This window comes from Streptomyces europaeiscabiei, assembly GCF_036346855.1.
Lineage (GTDB): Bacteria > Actinomycetota > Actinomycetes > Streptomycetales > Streptomycetaceae > Streptomyces > Streptomyces europaeiscabiei.
The window spans coordinates 4,618,533-4,634,334 of sequence record NZ_CP107841.1; the positions used below are offsets into that span (position 1 = coordinate 4,618,533).

Sequence of the window (15,802 nt, forward strand, 5' to 3'; positions counted from 1 at the left end):
CCGCCGGCCCACCCCACACCCCGAGCTGTCGGGCGCCGGCCCCTCACCCCTTGGGCAGCCCGAGGATCCGCTCACCCACGATGTTCCGCTGAATCTCGGACGTCCCCGCGGCGATCGTGTACGACAGCGAACTGAGCCGGTCAAGAACCCACGGCCGCCCGAGATCGAGCGCCCCCGGCCCCAGAACATCCGCCGCGACGTCGTACAACTCCTGCCGTGCGCGCGAGTACCTCAGCTTGAAGACCGAGCCCCCCACCCCCGGGACCCCTCCGGACGCCTCCGCCGCGCTCACGTTCCACTGCGTGAGCCGCCACAGCGCCCGGAACTCCGCGTTCAGCCGCCCCAGCCGCCGCCGCACCGCTGAGTCGTCCCAGCGCCCGTTCGTCCGCGCCTCCCGCGCGATCTCTCCCAACACCCGGCGACAGGCGACCACTTCGCCCACGAACGCCGTCCCGCGCTCGAACGACAGGGTCACCATGGTCACGCGCCAGCCGTCGTTCTCCTCCCCCACCCGGTTGGCGACCGGCACCCGCACCTCGTCGAGGAAGACCTCGGCGAACTCGGTGGAGCCGGCGAGGGTGCGCAGGGGCCGTACGGTCACGCCGGGCGCGTCCATGGGCATCGCCAGCCAGGAGATACCCCGGTGCTTCGGCGCCTCCCCGTCCGTCCGCACCAACAGCTCGCACCAGTCGGCGACTTCGGCGTGCGAGGTCCAGATCTTCGACCCCGTCACCACGTAGGCGTCGCCGTCCCTGCGTGCGCGCGTGCGCAGCGCCGCGAGGTCGGACCCTGCGTCCGGCTCGCTGAAGCCCTGGCACCAGACCTCCTCGCCGCGCAGGATCGGCGGCAGCCAGCGCGCCCGCTGTTCGGCGGTGCCCTCGGCGGCGATCGTGGGCCCCGCGTGCAACAGCCCCACGAAGTTGGCGCCCACGTACGGGGCACCGGCCCTCTCGGTCTCCTCCAGGAAGATCAGGCGCATGGTCGGCGAGGCGTCCCAGTGGACGTCGGCGTACCCGGCGTCGTACAGCATCCGCTGCCAGCCGAGGTCGTACGCGCGCCGTCCGGCCCAGTCGTCGGGCGACGGCTTCGGCGCCGTCGAGGGGAGCACCTTCGCCAGCCACTCCCGCAGCCGCGCCCGGAACTCATCCTCCGCCGGGCTGTAAGCGAGATCCATCACCCGAGACCCTTCAGTCGCGACCCGTCATCCGAGGCTCATCGCCCGACACTCGTCACTCGTCACCCGACACTCGTCACCCGACACTCGTCACTTGTCGAAGTCCAGGTCGAGCATGCGGATCGCGTTGCCGCGCATGAGCTTGTAGACGGTCTCGTCGTCGAGGCCCTTCACATGGTCGAGGGCGACCTCCTTGGTGTGCGGGAAGGTCGAGTCGACGTGCGGGTAGTCGGTCTCGAAGGTCGCGTTGTCGCGGCCGACCACGTCCAGCGAGGCGATCCCGTGCTTGTCGCGGAAGAAGCAGCAGAACATCTGCCGGTAGTAGTACGTCGACGGCGGCTCGGGGATCAGGTCGCGCACCCCGCCCCAGGCGCGGTGCTCCTCCCAGACGTCGTCGGCGCGCTCCAGGGCATAGGGGATCCACCCCATCTGGCCCTCGCTGTAGGCGAGTTTGAGGCGCGGGAACTTCACCAGGACCCCGCTGAAGAGGAAGTCCATCATCGAGGCCATCGCGTTGTTGAAGGAGAGCGAGGCCTGTACGGCGGGGGGCGCGTCGGGGGAGGCGGCCGGCATCTGGGAGCTGGATCCGATGTGCATGTTGACGACCGTCCCCGTCTCCTGGCAGACCGCGAAGAAGGGGTCCCAGTAGCCGGAGTGGATGGAGGGCAGCCCGAGATAGGTGGGGATCTCGGAGAAGGTGACGGCCCGGACGCCCCGGGCGGCGTTCCGCTTGATCTCCTCGACCGCGAGGTCGATGTCCCACAGGGGGATCAGGCAGAGCGGGATCAGCCGGCCGCCGCTGTCGCCGCACCACTCCTCGACCATCCAGTCGTTGTACGCGCGCACACAGGCCAGAGCCACTTCCTTGTCGTGCGCCTCGGCGAAGGTCTGCCCGCAGAAACGCGGAAAGGTCGGGAAGCAGAGCGAGGCCTCGACGTGGTTGAGGTCCATGTCCGCCAGCCGCGCCTTCGGGTCCCAGCAGCCGCGCCGCATCTCCTCCCGGGTGATCCCCTCCAGCGTCATCTCGTCCCGGTCGAACCCGACGGCCGCGATGTTCCGCTTGTACGGGAACTTCAGATCCTCGTAGATCCACCAGTCGGTCTGCTGCCCGTCCGGGTCCATCGTGATCTGGTACTTGCCCGCCACGTACGCGAGTTCGCCGATCCCGGCGGTGAGGGGCTTCGGGCCCCGGTCGCGGTACTTCTCCGGCAGCCAGGTGTCGAAGAGGTGCGCGGGTTCGATCACATGGTCGTCGACGCTGATGATGCGGGGCAGTTCGGCCATGGTTCCCCACTCCGTTGCCACAGTTGTCCGATGAGATGAATCTGATGGACCGTCAGATCCTGGTGTGCAGGTTAGTGGCACACCCCTGGACCGACAAGGCGCCCCGGCCTACGCTCTGGCCAGGATCTGACATGCCGTCAGCTGTCCGGCGAGTGAGCCGAAGGGGCGCGCCGGTGTCGGGACCGTGAGCGCGTGGAGGCCCGCAGGGTCGAGCACGGTCGCGGTCCCGACACCGGCTGTGAGCGCCCCGGAGGCGAACCGAGCCTCAAAAAAAGGGGAGCGCCGCTGTGAACGACACCGCCCACGCACTCGGCACGTCCCACACCCTCTGGGAGCTCCTCGTCCGCCGCGCCGAGCTCACGCCCGACCGGCCCGTCCTCCTCCAGGACGACCGCACGCTGAGCTTCGGCGAGCTGCGCACCCGCGCCGAGCGGGTGGCGGCCGGGCTGTACGACATGGGCGTACGCCCCGGCACGGTCGTCGCCTGGCAGCTGCCCACCCGCATCGAGACGGCCCTGCTCTCCTTCGCCCTGGCCCGCCTCGGCGCCGTCCAGTCCCCGGTCATCCCCTTCTACCGCGATCGCGAGGTCGGCTTCGCGCTCCGGGAGTCGAAGGCGGACTTCTTCGCGGTGCCGGGCGAGTGGCGGGGCTTCGACCACACGGAGATGGCGCGGCGCCTGGAGGCACGGGGGATCTTCGAGGCGTACGACCACCTCCCGGACGGCGATCCCGTGGTGCTCCCCGCCCCGCCGGCCGACGGCACCTCCGTCCGCTGGATCTACTGGACCTCGGGTACCACCTCCGACCCCAAGGGCGTCCTCCACACGGACCGTTCGCTGATCGCGGGCGGATCCTGCCTCGCCCACGCGCTCCGGCTCAGCCAGGAGGACGTCGGCTCGATCGCCTTCCCGTACGCGCACATAGGCGGCCCGGACTACATGGTGATGCTCCTGCTGTACGGCTTCCCGGCGGTGTTGTTCGAGCACTTCGCGCTGCCGGCCGCGTTGGAGGGCTACCGCAAGCACGGGGTGACGGTGGCGGGCGGGTCGACGGCGTTCTACTCGATGTTCCTGGCCGAGCAGCGCAAACAGCCCGGCGTACCGGTCGTTCCCACCCTGCGGCTGCTCGCGGGCGGCGGGGCCCCGAAGCCGCCCGAGATCTACCACTCCGTCGTACGGGAGATGGGTGTGCAGCTCACCCACGGGTACGGCATGACGGAGGTCCCGATGATCACGATGGGGGCGCCGGACGACTCGGTGGAGAACCTGGCGACGACGGAGGGGCGGCCGCCGGCCGGGATGGAGATACGGATCGCGGAGGACGGGGAGGTGCGGTTGCGGGGCGAGGCCGTGTGCCGGGGGTATCTGGATCCGGCGCAGTCGGCGGCGGCCTTCGACGCGGACGGGTTCTTCGTCACGGGCGACCTCGGGCAGGTCACCGACAGCGGCCATCTGGTGCTGACCGGACGGCTCAAGGACGTCATCATCCGCAAGGGCGAGAACATCTCGGCGAAGGAGATAGAGGACCTGCTGCACCGGCATCCGGCCGTCCAGGACGTGGCGGTGATCGGGCTGCCGGACGCGGAACGGGGGGAACGGGTCTGCGCGGTGGTCGAACAGCCGCCGGGGGCCGACCCCCTGACGCTGACGGACGTCACCGACTGGCTGCGCGCGGAAGGGCTGTCCGTCCACAAGCTGCCGGAGCAGGTGGAGTTGGTGGACGCCCTTCCGCGCAACGAGACCCTGCGGAAGGTGCTCAAGTACAAGCTGCGCGAACGCTACTCATGAGCTGCGTTCATGAGTAGCGTTCATGAGTTGCGTTCATGAGTTGCTTTCATGGACCGCTTTCATGGACCGCTTTCATGAACCGCGCACCGCCCGTGATCACTCGGGCGGTCACTACGGTGATCACCCGCGTGCGTACTCCGGTGATTACTCGGGCACGGTGAAGTAGCGCGCGAACGCGGTCACGACCTCCACCTCGTCCACCTTGCCGTCGGCGTCGGTGTCGAGGGTGGCGGCGGCCGCGGTGGCGACCTCCTCGGGTGCGCCGAGGGCCTTGAGGACCCGGGCGGTCTCCTCGACCGTGGCCCTTCCGTCCCCGTCGGTGTCCGCGACGGCGAGGGCCGCGTGCAGGAAGGGGCGGGCGATCTCGGCGAAACGGTCGGGGTTGTCGCGCAGTCGCTTGACCGCGCCGTTCACGAACTCGTCCCGGGTGATGCGCTGGTCGCCGTCCCGGTCCGCTATTCCGGCCATACCCTGCCAGAAGGCTTCGGCGCCGCCGTACAGGGCCTGGCCCTTGTCCGAACGGGCGGTGGTGCCGAACTCGTTGAGAACCGCCTTGCTCGCCGCGCTGAAGTCCTCGCGGTCGATCCAGCCGTTGCCGTCCTGGTCGAAGGTGGCGAACCGGGCGGCGATCCGGCGCTCGTACTCGCTGCTGACCATGTCTCTTCGGGCCCGCCTTACGTCAAGTGGGGTGCTTCTCGGACGGAGCGTACGACGTCAGAGGCCCGGACGGAGCGGGAAAGCGGCGCTTGTACCAAGACTGCGGGAATTCTGGGACAACTGTGTGGCCGCCCGGGACGGCACCGCGTGCGACAGCTCATACGTACGTACTGCTCATCGGGAGGATGCGGGGGTCAGGCCGACAGGGGGTCGGCCTCCTCGTCGGACTCCGGAGCGACCGCCGAGGGGACGTCGGGGTGGACGTCGAAGAGGCGGCGCACGCCCAGAGCGGCGAGGACACGGTTGACGTGCGCACCCTCGGAGGGGCCACCGCCCGCGTGGCCGTCGGCGGGGAGGATCAGCCGGAGCCGTCCCCGGCAGGAACGCATGAGGCGCCGGGTGGCGACCAGGACTCCCACGCCGCTGGAGTCGCAGAAGACGACTCCGGAGAGGTCGAGGACGAGACTTCGGCGACCGTCGGCCACCGCCTCGTGCACCCGCTGGCGGAGCAGGGGCGACGTCACCAGATCCATCTCTCCGGACACGTGCAGCACGGCCCACTCGCCTTGTTCGCCCTGCTCGCCGTCGGTCACTTCGAACGTCACCGCGATGCCTCTCAGTCGCCGAACCGGAAGCCACTGCACCGCTTCCTGCTTGCGCGGCTGCCCCGCCGTCGTTCCATGAAACACCCGCGGCCCGCCGAAGGCGCGTGGTTGGCGAGCCATTTCCGGGGCCTTTTCGGTGCGATTTCCATCTAGTACGGTCACATGTGATCGACTATTGATCGCAAATAGATCTGACACGGTCCTGAGCAGTCAGATTCGTGCAGATCAGGCCCCATTTCGCGCAGATCAGGCCCCATATAGGGTCGTACAAGCATACGAAGGGCGGGCGGACGCCCACGTGGGCGGCATGGAAACGGCTTGCGCCAGGGGTCATACCACCTCCGGCCCCGCGAGGGGCGCACATTGCCATAAAGGGGCGTGCGCGGTCAGCGGTGCCGACTACATTCGTGACGGCAGTGCACACAGGCTGGAACCGGGCCGGAACGGGCCGGACCGACGCCGGGCCCACGGCTCGGTGCTCATCAGGAACGGCGCGGGTACGAGCAGGGTGAGGGGGCCGTATGGCGACGAAGGACGCACCGCCCCGCTGGGACCGCAAGATGCAGCAGCGGCTGGCGCGCGGCGAGGCGGCGGCCCTCGGTGAGCTGTACGACCGGTTCGCGTCCCTCGTGCACGGGCTCGCCCACCGCGTCCTCGGCGACGAGCGGGGCGCCGACCGCATCACCCGCGAGGTGTTCCTCCAGCTCTGGGAGAACCCCGAGGCGTACGAACCCAAGCACGGCCCTCTGCGTTCCTGGGTGGCGGCGCTGACCCACCGCCTGGCCGTGCAGCGGCTGCACGCCACGGAGACCGCCGCGCTCGCCCGGGGCGGCGAGGGCACCGCGGAGGATCTGGAGCGCAAGGTCCACCACGCGTCGGTCGCGGCCCGCGCCGACTACATAGTGCAGGCGATGCCCACGCCGTTGCGGGCCGCCCTGGAGCTGGCGTACTTCCAGCGCCGCGACTACCGACAGACCGCCACCGACCTCGGCGTCACCGAGGACGAGGCCCGCCGGCGCCTCCGCCTCGGCCTCCAGCTCCTGTCCACCGCCCACGACACCCGCCCCTCCGGCACCCCGCCCGAACCCGGGGGTACGGCGTGACCGGCGGACCGAGCCCGTTCGAGGCGCACGACGACGACCCCGAGGGCCGGCAGCCCGACGAGCACGCCGACAGGCCCCACACATGGCCGACCGTCGGCCGGGTGCCTGCGGCCAGGGGGCCGTCGGACGGGGACAGCGTGCCGGGATCCAGCGAGAAGATCGAGCGGGACTTCGACCAGTCCGGCGGCGGCAGGGGAGCGTCGGAGGACGGGTCGGCGGGCGAGGACGGCGCGCACGCGTCCAACGGGTTCGACGGGGCCGAGGGGTTCCACGGGGCCGGTGATTCCGACGGGGCCGGTGATTCCGACGAGCCCCGCGAGCCCGGCGAGCCCGGCGAGCCCCGCGAGCCCGGCGAGCCCGGCGAGCCCCGCGAGCCCCGCGAGCCCCGCGAGCCGGGATCAGGCGGCTCGTCCGGCCGTGGTGACGGTGACACGGTGAGTCCCGGCGACCAGGGGAACGGTCTCGGTGGAGCCTCGGGATCCGGGCCCACCGGGCCACGGGGCGGCGGCGACGAGCCGGCCAGGCCGCCGCGCATACCGCTGCCGCGTACCTCCGTGGAGGACACCGGGTTGCCGTTGCCGGACCCCACCCCCACTCCCCTCGTGCTGGAGCACCGCGTACTCAAGGCGCTGCTCGGGGCCTGGGCGCTGGCGGCCTGTTCGGCTGAGGAGGCGCTGGCCGTCGAGGAGCACCTCGGGGAGTGCGGGGCGTGCGCGGACGAGGCGCGGCGGCTGCGGGAGGCCGTGGGGCTGCTGCACCCGCCGGAGAGCCTCGACCTGGACCCCGCCCTGCGCACCCAGGTGCTGGACGTCTGTCTGAACCGCCGCCCGCCGCGCATCCCGGTACCGCGCTGGGCCGCCCCGTACGACGCGGAGACGGCCCGGCTGGACGCGCTGCTGCAGGACATCGGGACCGCCGACTGGCACGCACCCGTGCGGCTGCGCTGGTTCGAGGGTGTGGGACCGGTGAGCCGTCGTACGACCGTCGCCGGGGTCATCGCCCACCTGCTCACCGTGGACGGGCTCGTCGCGGCCGCGCTCGGCCTGGAAGACCCGCTCGGCGGGCTGGAGACCGGCGGGTCGGGGCCCGTCGACGGCACCCCGGCGGCGCGCACCGAGGCGTACTGGAAGGCGTCCCACTTCCCGCCCACCCGTGCGCTCCGCGCGCCCTGGCGGCAGCAGAGTCACGACATCGTCCGCACGACGTCGTTCACGGGCGGCGGCGGCCAGGACGACTCAGACAACCCGGGGCGTCCGGCGGTCTCGTACGGCGGCTTCGCGCTGCCCCTCCGGGACGCGATGCTGGACCGGGCGTTCGAGTGCTGGATCCACGCGGAGGACATCGCGGAGGCCGTGGACTACCCGTACGAGCCGCCCTCCGGCCGCCATCTGCACGGCATGATCGACCTGGCGGCCCGCATGCTGCCCGTGTCCCTGGCCGAGCGCCGCCGGACCGGGCTGGCGTCCCCGCCCCCGCCCGGCCGTCACCTCGTACCGGCCGGGACCCCCGGCCGCAGCCTCCGTCTGGAGATCGAGGGATCCGGCGGCGGCGAGTGGCTCATCCCTCTCGACTCCCCCGCGGCCCTCGGCTCCGCCGACCACGAGGTGGCCCACGTGGCCCTGGACGGCGTCGAGTTCTGCCGCCTGGCCGCCGGACACGTCCCTCCGGAGGAGGCCGCGGCAGGTCAGGGCGGCGACCGGGAGGCGATCAGGGACGTACTGTTCGCGGCGGCGGCGTTGAGCCGGATGTGAGCGGCCGAGCGGGGCTTGGAGGCGCTCACCGGCGCTCACCGGGTGCCGGTCAGGGTTTCGCCGGATCGCCAAGGGGCGCGGGGAACGGCGCGAGCAACCACGACCCACCTGCAGCCGCACGACCGCACGCGCCCCCGAGCCACCAGGCACCCCGGCCCCGGGCAAAGCCCTACGCGAAGACGACCGTCCGTCGCCCGTTCATCAGGATCCGCCGCTCCGCATGCCACTTGACGGCCCGCGCCAGCGCCTGGCACTCCACATCCCGCCCGACCGCGACGAGCCCCTCGGGCGTCACGCCGTGCCCCACCCGCTCGACCTCCTGCTCGATGATCGGCCCCTCGTCGAGGTCGGCGGTGACATAGTGCGCCGTCGCCCCGATCAGCTTCACACCGCGCGTGTGCGCCTGGTGGTACGGCTTCGCGCCCTTGAAGCTCGGCAGGAAGGAGTGGTGGATGTTGATGATGCGGCCGCTCAGCTGCTTGCAGAGGTCGTCCGAGAGGACCTGCATGTAGCGCGCCAGAACGACCAGCTCGACGTTCTCCTCGCGCACGATCTCCAGCACCCGCGCCTCGGCCTGCGCCTTGGTGTCCTTGGTGACCGGGATGTGGTGGAAGGGGATGTCGTACGACCCCACCAGCTCGGCGAAGTCGGTGTGGTTGGAGACCACGGCCGCGATCTCCACCGGCAGCGCCCCGATGCTCGCCCGGAAGAGCAGGTCGTTCAGACAGTGCCCGAACTTGCTGACCATCAGGACGATGCGCATCTTCTCGTCGGCCCGGTTGATCTGCCAGTCCATCTGGAAGGCGTCACCGATCGCCGTGAAACTGGCCCGCAGCTTCTCCACACTCACCGGCGCCTCCGCCGAGAAGTGGACGCGCATGAAGAACAGACCCGTGTCGTGGTCGCCGAACTGCTGGCTGTCCTCGATGTTGCAGCCGGTCATGAAGAGGTAGCTCGACACGGCGTGCACGATGCCCTGCTTGTCCGGGCAGGCGAGGGTGAGGACGTACTGGTCGGCGGGCGCCGCGGCTCGGGTGGACTGCGCGTTCATGCCCGACAGGGTCCCATATGGCGTACCCATGTCGGCAATCGTCCCGAAGACCGGACCGTCCGCCCGCCCCGGTATCCGGGCCCTACGCCGCCCGCGTCATGATCCGCAGCACCTCAAGGGTGCGCGGCGGCGTGTCCGGGTCCTCCCCGTCGCTCGCCGAGAGGCGTACGTGGGCCTCGCGGGCGGCGCGGACGGCCTCGGGCCAGGCCTCGTGGTCGACGTACGCGGAGACCGGCGCGTCCGGGCCGACCTGGTGCATGATCCGCAGCACGCGCAGCACGGCGGTGTCGACGAGGGCCGCCTCCTGGGCGTCCCGGAAGATCGTGCCCACGTATTTCTCGGCGGACCAGTTGTCCAGCCAGGTGTCCTCGACCAGGCGGTACACGGCGTCGGTGACGTCCCCGTACCCGTCGACACCGGCCAGCCAGACGTTCTGCTGGAACGCCGGGTCGGAGAGCATGTGCAGCGCGGAGCGCACATTGCTGCGCCAGCGCCACCACGGCATGTCGTTCAGTGGCATGTCGCCCATGGTGGATGAGCGACGCCCGCGACGGGAAGGGGTCTCCGGACCTTGGACGGTCATCGATCGTGCCTTCCTCTCTGAAACCACTCAAAAATACGATCGTAGCTCTTCGCAATTCACCTCCCGGTCACCTCATGTCGACCATCCGTCACACCCGGGTTGGTGATGTGACGGAATCGTGCGGAGCCATGACTGGCTTCCGGGCACGACGGACCCCCCTGTCCACAGACCTCCCCCAAGGGCTCGCCAAACGCCTGGTCAGGGCCACCACGCTGGCGGCGTGTGCCTCACTCGTCGCCGGGTGCGGGGTCATCCCCGGTACCACGGGGGGTACCGGGGACGGCCCCGTCACCGTCATGACCTGGGCCCCGGAGAAGACGTCCGCCACCAACAAGCCCGGCATGCCCGCCATGGCGAAGGCGTACGCCCGCTGGGTCAACGCCAACGGTGGCATCAACGGCCGCGAGCTGAAGATCCTGACCTGCAACGACCGCAACGAGACCGTGACCGCCGCGAAGTGCGCCCACCGCGCCGTCGACGAGAACGTCGTCGCCGTCGTCGGGTCCTACAGCCAGCACGGCCGTTCCTACCTCGCCCCGCTGGAGTCCGCGGGCATCCCGTACATCGGCGGCTACGGCGTCACCGACGACGAGTTCGGCAGCGCGCTGTCCTACCCGGTCAACGGCGGCCAGGCCTCTCTCATGGCGGGCCTCGGCGAGCAGCTCGCCGAGGCCTGCGGCCCGGTCGCCCTCGTACGCCCCGACTCGATAGCCGGCGACCAGCTGCCGCTGCTGCTGGACTCGGGGCTGCGGTCCGGGGGCCACGACGGGTCCGAGGACCAGCTGGCGGCCGAGGACGCGACCCAGTACGGGGAACACGCCCGGGAGGCGCTGCGGCGGGCCAGCACCGACCCGGCCGCGAAGGGGTGCGTCGTCCCCGCACTGGGCGACCGCACCTTCACCTTCATGGACTCCTTCCGCCGGGACCGCGAGGACTACCCGGGCGTCCGCACCGGGACCGTCCTCGGCAGCGTCGACCAGACGGTGATCGACGCGACCGGTGGCAGGTCGGGGCCGTACGAGGGGGCGTACGTCACCGGCTGGTACCCGGTGGAGACCGATGAGCGGTGGGATCGGATGAAGGAGGTGATCCGGGAGCACGCGTTCGACGACAACCGGATCGACCCGGCGGACCCGGGTGTGCAGACCACGTGGATCGCGTACACCGTGCTGACGGCCGCCGTGGAGACGATCGGCGGGAGCGAGGTGACCTCCCAGGCGATCCGCCACGTCCTCGACAACGGCCTGAAGGTCACCACGGGCGGCCTCACCCCACCCCTCCGCTGGCGCTTCGAAGACCTCATCGCCTCCGCCGGCTTCCCCCGCCTCATCAACCCCGACGTCACCTTCCAGGTCGTCCGCAAGGGCCGGCTCGTCGCCGCCCGACGGGGGTTCGTGAACGTGGAGACGACACTGGTGGAGGCGGACAGCTGAGCGACGGGGCGCGGGTCCGGGCGGCGGGCCATGGCCGTCGGCGGGCCCGGATGACCCGGCGCAGCGGTTCAGCCGCGGCCCCGCCGCAGCGCAAGGCCGCGCCGGTTCCTACAGCTGGACCGCCTGGCGTGGGGTCAGGGCGTAGGTGGTGGCGATCGTGTTCCAGAGCTTGGCGGCCTTGGTCTTCTCGGCGCTGGCGGTGCCGCTGGCCTGGTTTCCCGCCTGGGTCTGGCCGGTGGCGCGAGCCTGGCCCTTCTTGCAGCCCTTCCGCCCGGCGGTCTGGTCGGCCCACGCGGCGTAGTGGTTGTCGGCGGAGGCGGAGGCCTGCCAGGCCTTGGTGAGCGAGGTGGTCAGGGCCTCGTGGTCCGGCAGCTTGTCGACGGACAGCTCGCCGAGCCGGGTGACCAGGTCGTTGCGCTGCTTCGCCGCGTCCCGGAGGTCGGTGGCGGCCTGGCCCAGGTTGGTGCAGGTCCTGATGTTCGCGACGGCCTTGATCACGCTGTTCCGGCTGTCGCCGCTGTCCGCCAGCAGCTTGTCCAGCGCGACCGCCTGCTCCTTGGCCGGGTCCGCCGACGCGGACGCCGACTCCTCGGGCGCCCCGGTCGCCGCGACGGGCTTGTTGTCGTTCTGCGCCGCGTCGTCCCCCGACCCGGCCATCAGGGCACCCGCCCCGATCCCGAGCACCGCGATCCCGACCCCGACGAGCGCGATGAGCGGCACCCGGGACTTCGTACGGCCGCCCCCTCCGCCCCCGCTCTCCCGTCTCGCCGAGCCCCGCCCACCGTGACCGCCGTGGCCACCGGGGCCCTGCGGCGGCTGCGGGGCGGGCGCGTGCTCGACCCTCGGCATCTGCTGAGTGGCCCCGGCGGCACCCCCCGCCCCCGTCTCGCTCCGGAAGAGACTGTCGAACACGTCCGGCTGCTGCTGCGGCTGCTGAGCCCGCTGCCGCCCCGGCACACCGTACGGCCGGGGCTGGGGCTGCGCGGCCACCGGCGGTATGAACTGCGTGGGCTCGGCGTCCGGGTTCCCCGCGGGCGCCGCGTGCGGGTGCTGTACGGGGTTCGCGGTGGGCGGCAGGGGCCCGGCACCGTGGTCCGGCACCCGCCCCAGGTACGCCGTCGCGTCGGCCGACGACTCCGGCGGCAGCGCGCCCGGCCCGACCGGCGGCAGGAACTGCGTGGCGGCCTCCGCGACGGAGGCCTGCGCGGCCACCGGCGGTATGTACTGCGTCGCCCCTTCGTCCACCGGCACGGCCCCGGCCGACGGCACGAACGGGATGTACTGGGTGGCCCCCTCGTCCATCGGCGGCGCGGCGGGCGGCGGCAGGGCCACCTCACCCGCGACCGGCGGCAACGGCGCACCCGACCCCGCCCCGCCGTACCCCTCGGCCCCGTACGACGGCCCCTGGGAACCCTCCTGCGGCAACGGCAGCCCGCCCTGGGCGCCGTACCCGGCCTGAGCGCCGTACCCGGCCTGGGCGCCGTACCCGGCGCCGTGGGTGCCGTACGCGGCGTGCCCACCCTGAGCGCCGTACGCGTCGTGCGCCTCCTGGCCGCCCCACCCCGGGGCGGGCTGCGCGGAAGGCTCGCTGTTCCAGTGGTCGGCAGGCTGCTGGGCGGGCGGCGCGGCCCCCTCGGAACCCCACTGCTGCTGGTCCCACGGCTGGACCGGGGCCGGCGGCAGCGGTGCCGGCGGCAGATCGCTCGGATGGAGCGGCGCCCCACCGTCCGAGGGCAGCACGATGCCTTCGCGCGCGTTCCGCGCCGAGGGCTCCTCGCCCTGTCCACTCTGCGTCACCGAGACTCCTACGAATGGGGGACTTCCGGAATCGTCGACTCACGCTACCGGGTCCGGATGACAGTCCGAGCACCACCCGCGTCCCGATGAGGGGCGAAGCCCCTCTCAGGAGCGCGGGAAACCGCACGACCGCCACGACCCGCCCGCGGTCGCGAGACGACCGAGTCCCCCACCCGAAGCGTTCTACGCAGCCTGCAACTCCATTCGCGCCCCGAACTCCCTGACCACCGCCTCCTCCCTGAACGGCTCCAGCCGCTGCTGGAAGTCCTCCAGATACTCGGCCCCCCGGTTCGACCGGAGCGACCCCAGCAGCTCCACCGCCTTCGTCCCCGTGTGGCAGGCCTGTTCCACCTCCCGCTGCTGCACCTGTGCCGTGGCGAGCAGCACATACCCGATCGCCCGCCGCCGGGCCCGCGACTGCGGATGCTTCGCCAGCGACTCCTCGGCCCGCCGCGCCGCCGCCTCCGCCTGCCCCAGATCCCGATGGCAGTGCGCCAACTCGTCGGCGAGATAGGCCTCGTCGAAGTGCTTGATCCACGCCGGGTCGTCCCCGGAGAAGGGGTCCGCGCCCTCCAGCGCCTCCACGGCCCGCCCCGCGGCCGCCTGCGCGGCGCGCGCGTCGCCCATCAGCGCGTGCCCGCGCGCCTCCGCCGCGTGGAACATCGACTCCGCACGCGGTGTGGCCCGCCCCCGCGCCCCTTCCTGCGCCGCGCGCGCCAACTGTGCGATCTCACGCGGGTTTCCGAGCTGCGCGGCGAGGTGGCTCATGGACGCGGCGAGGACGTAACCGCCGTACGCTCGGTCGCCGGCTGCCTGGGCGAGGCGGAGCGCCTGGATGTAGTACCGCTGGGCGAGGCCGGGTTGTCCGGTGTCGACGGCCATGTACCCGGCGAGTTCGGTCAGCCGGGCGACCGCGGCGAACAACTCCCTCCCCACCGACTCCCGGTAGGAGCCGGCCAGCAGCCCCGAGACGACGCTGTTGAGGTAGTGCACGACGACCGGCCGCACATGCCCGCTGCCGTACTGGTGGTCGAGGTCGACGAGCGCCTGGGTCATCGCGCCCACGGCCGCCACGTCGGCCGACCCGACCCGGGGCCCCGCCGAGCGGGCCACCTGGGAGTCCGGCGCGGAGATCAGCCAGTCGCGGCTGGGCTCGACGAGCGCGGAGGCCGCGACGGACGACCCGGAGAGGAAGTCCCGCCTCCCCACGTCGCTGCGCCACAGCTCGCAGACCTGCTCGATCGCTCCCAGCACCGTCGGTGAGAACTGGAGGCCGACACCGGACGCGAGGTTCTTGCCGTTGGCCATGCCGATCTCGTCGATCGTGACCGTCCGGCCCAGTTTGCGGCCCAGGGCCTCGGCGATGATCGCGGGCGCCCGGCCCCGAGGCTGCTGTCCACGCAGCCAGCGCGCCACGGACGTCTTGTCGTAGCGGAGATCCAGACCGTGCTCCGCGCCGCACATGTTGACCCGCCGGGCCAGCCCGGCGTTGGAGCAACCCGCTTCCTGGATGAGCGCCTGCAGGCGTTCGTTCGGCTGCCTGGCGACGAGCGGCCTTGCGGCCATGGCGTACCCCCTGTGGCTGTGGTGCCGTGCCCACGCACCGAGTTGACGTGTCTTCAGCGGCCGGTGCCCCTCGCATGCGTGTACCCACATATCGAAAGGATCCGGCCTCGAAGATCAATGCCCCGCCGACATACCGAAGATGCGAGACATACCTAAGATGCCGGGGTAAACACGGATGCTGTACCCCACACGTGGCTACCCGGCTCACTCCGTGATCCCTCCCGCGCGCCCCCGGCCGTGCACCCATGCGCCCCGGCCCCGTCGGCGATGCTCTCCCCCGCGCATGTGACTTCCGTAACCCCTGATGACCGCTAGAGTTGTGTTCATCGTGGAAGAGACCATCGCGGGCCCTGAAGCTGCCCAAATCCCGAAGCAGCGCGGCGAATCGCTGCTGGACACCGCCGTTCGATACACCGAAGAGCGCCACTGGGACGTGTTCCCCGGCACATGGCTGGAAGCCGTCGACGGGACGCAGCAGTGCTCCTGCGGCAACCCGGCGTGCGCCACCCCCGGCGCGCACCCGGCGCGCGAGGACTGGGCGACCCAGGCGACAGGCAGTGCGACCGTCGCACGCCGCCTGTGGTCGAAGCAGCCCACCGCCTCGATCCTGCTGCCGACCGGCCGTACGTTCGACACCATCGACGTTCCCGAGACCGCCGGCCTGCTGGCGCTGGCCCGCATGGAACGCATGGAACTGACGCTCGGGCCGGTGACCTGGACGCCGGATCGCCGGATGCACTTCTTCGTGCTGCCCGGCGCCTCCGTCAAGGTCCCCGACCTCGTACGGAAACTGGGCTGGTCGCCGCTGGTACTCGACCTCAAGGCGTTGGGTGAGGGCGAGTACGTGGCGGCTCCGCCGACGCGGTACGGGTCGCGGGGGGCCGTGCAGTGGGCCCGACGGCCCACGCCGGCGAACCGGTGGCTGCCGGACGCGGAGGAGTTGATCTCGCCGCTCTCCTACGCGTGCGGGCGGGACGGGCGCCGGTAGCGTTCCGGGCGGGGCTGCGGGTT

Annotated in this window: 13 protein-coding genes; 5 read left to right on the forward strand and 8 right to left on the reverse strand. The window is 71.6% G+C overall.

Features of this window, described 5'->3' with window-relative positions:
* Positions 1-43: 43 nt before the first annotated feature.
* Both OG858_RS20015 and OG858_RS20020 read right to left on the reverse strand, forming a co-directional pair.
* Positions 44-1,174 carry an acyl-CoA dehydrogenase family protein gene (locus OG858_RS20015; protein ID WP_327724253.1) on the reverse strand — a complete coding sequence of 377 codons (1,131 nt, stop codon included), beginning with the start codon at positions 1,172-1,174 and terminating at the stop codon, positions 44-46.
* Between the two features lie 90 nt (positions 1,175-1,264).
* Positions 1,265-2,458, reverse strand: coding sequence for an amidohydrolase family protein (locus OG858_RS20020; protein WP_037705363.1), 1,194 nt, complete (start codon positions 2,456-2,458; stop codon positions 1,265-1,267).
* A 287-nt stretch (positions 2,459-2,745) separates the two neighbouring features.
* Between OG858_RS20020 and OG858_RS20025 the strand changes: the two genes are divergently transcribed.
* The gene (locus OG858_RS20025; RefSeq protein WP_319264779.1) at positions 2,746-4,245 is read left to right on the forward strand and encodes a class I adenylate-forming enzyme family protein; all 1,500 of its coding nucleotides are present in this window, start codon (positions 2,746-2,748) and stop codon (positions 4,243-4,245) included.
* A gap of 144 nt (positions 4,246-4,389) precedes the next feature.
* Here OG858_RS20025 and OG858_RS20030 read toward each other — a convergent pair whose 3' ends face one another.
* Positions 4,390-4,902: an EF-hand domain-containing protein gene (locus OG858_RS20030; RefSeq protein WP_046708224.1), complete on the reverse strand. Its 513-nt coding sequence runs from the start codon at positions 4,900-4,902 to the stop codon at positions 4,390-4,392.
* Between the two features lie 194 nt (positions 4,903-5,096).
* Entirely contained in the window at positions 5,097-5,513 is a 417-nt protein-coding gene (locus OG858_RS20035) for an STAS domain-containing protein (RefSeq protein WP_328545317.1), read from the reverse strand.
* Positions 5,514-6,028: 515 nt separating this feature from the next.
* Here OG858_RS20035 and OG858_RS20040 point away from each other — a divergent pair.
* Both OG858_RS20040 and OG858_RS20045 read left to right on the forward strand, forming a co-directional pair.
* Entirely contained in the window at positions 6,029-6,610 is a 582-nt protein-coding gene (locus tag OG858_RS20040) for a sigma-70 family RNA polymerase sigma factor (protein ID WP_086748774.1), read from the forward strand.
* A gap of 434 nt (positions 6,611-7,044) precedes the next feature.
* Complete coding sequence (locus tag OG858_RS20045; RefSeq protein ID WP_319320015.1) at positions 7,045-8,361, forward strand: zf-HC2 domain-containing protein; 1,317 nt, start codon at positions 7,045-7,047, stop codon at positions 8,359-8,361.
* Between the two features lie 169 nt (positions 8,362-8,530).
* On the opposite strand, the gene purU is transcribed toward OG858_RS20045, so the two are convergent.
* Complete coding sequence (gene purU, locus OG858_RS20050; RefSeq protein ID WP_086746613.1) at positions 8,531-9,412, reverse strand: formyltetrahydrofolate deformylase; 882 nt, start codon at positions 9,410-9,412, stop codon at positions 8,531-8,533.
* Positions 9,413-9,494: 82 nt separating this feature from the next.
* Positions 9,495-9,995, reverse strand: a complete 501-nt coding sequence (locus OG858_RS20055; protein ID WP_028797063.1) for an SCO4402 family protein — start codon at positions 9,993-9,995, stop codon at positions 9,495-9,497.
* Positions 9,996-10,123: 128 nt separating this feature from the next.
* Between OG858_RS20055 and OG858_RS20060 the strand changes: the two genes are divergently transcribed.
* The gene (locus OG858_RS20060) at positions 10,124-11,428 is read left to right on the forward strand and encodes an ABC transporter substrate-binding protein (RefSeq protein WP_328544651.1); all 1,305 of its coding nucleotides are present in this window, start codon (positions 10,124-10,126) and stop codon (positions 11,426-11,428) included.
* A gap of 108 nt (positions 11,429-11,536) precedes the next feature.
* Here OG858_RS20060 and OG858_RS20065 read toward each other — a convergent pair whose 3' ends face one another.
* Positions 11,537-13,225, reverse strand: coding sequence for a hypothetical protein (locus OG858_RS20065; protein WP_327748749.1), 1,689 nt, complete (start codon positions 13,223-13,225; stop codon positions 11,537-11,539).
* A gap of 183 nt (positions 13,226-13,408) precedes the next feature.
* On the reverse strand, positions 13,409-14,791 hold the full coding sequence (locus OG858_RS20070; protein ID WP_327748748.1) for a transcriptional regulator: 1,383 nt from the start codon (positions 14,789-14,791) through the stop codon (positions 13,409-13,411).
* Between the two features lie 304 nt (positions 14,792-15,095).
* Here OG858_RS20070 and OG858_RS20075 point away from each other — a divergent pair, with 304 nt between their 5' ends.
* Positions 15,096-15,779: a bifunctional DNA primase/polymerase gene (locus OG858_RS20075; RefSeq protein ID WP_256960187.1), complete on the forward strand. Its 684-nt coding sequence runs from the start codon at positions 15,096-15,098 to the stop codon at positions 15,777-15,779.
* Positions 15,780-15,802 lie beyond the last annotated feature (23 nt).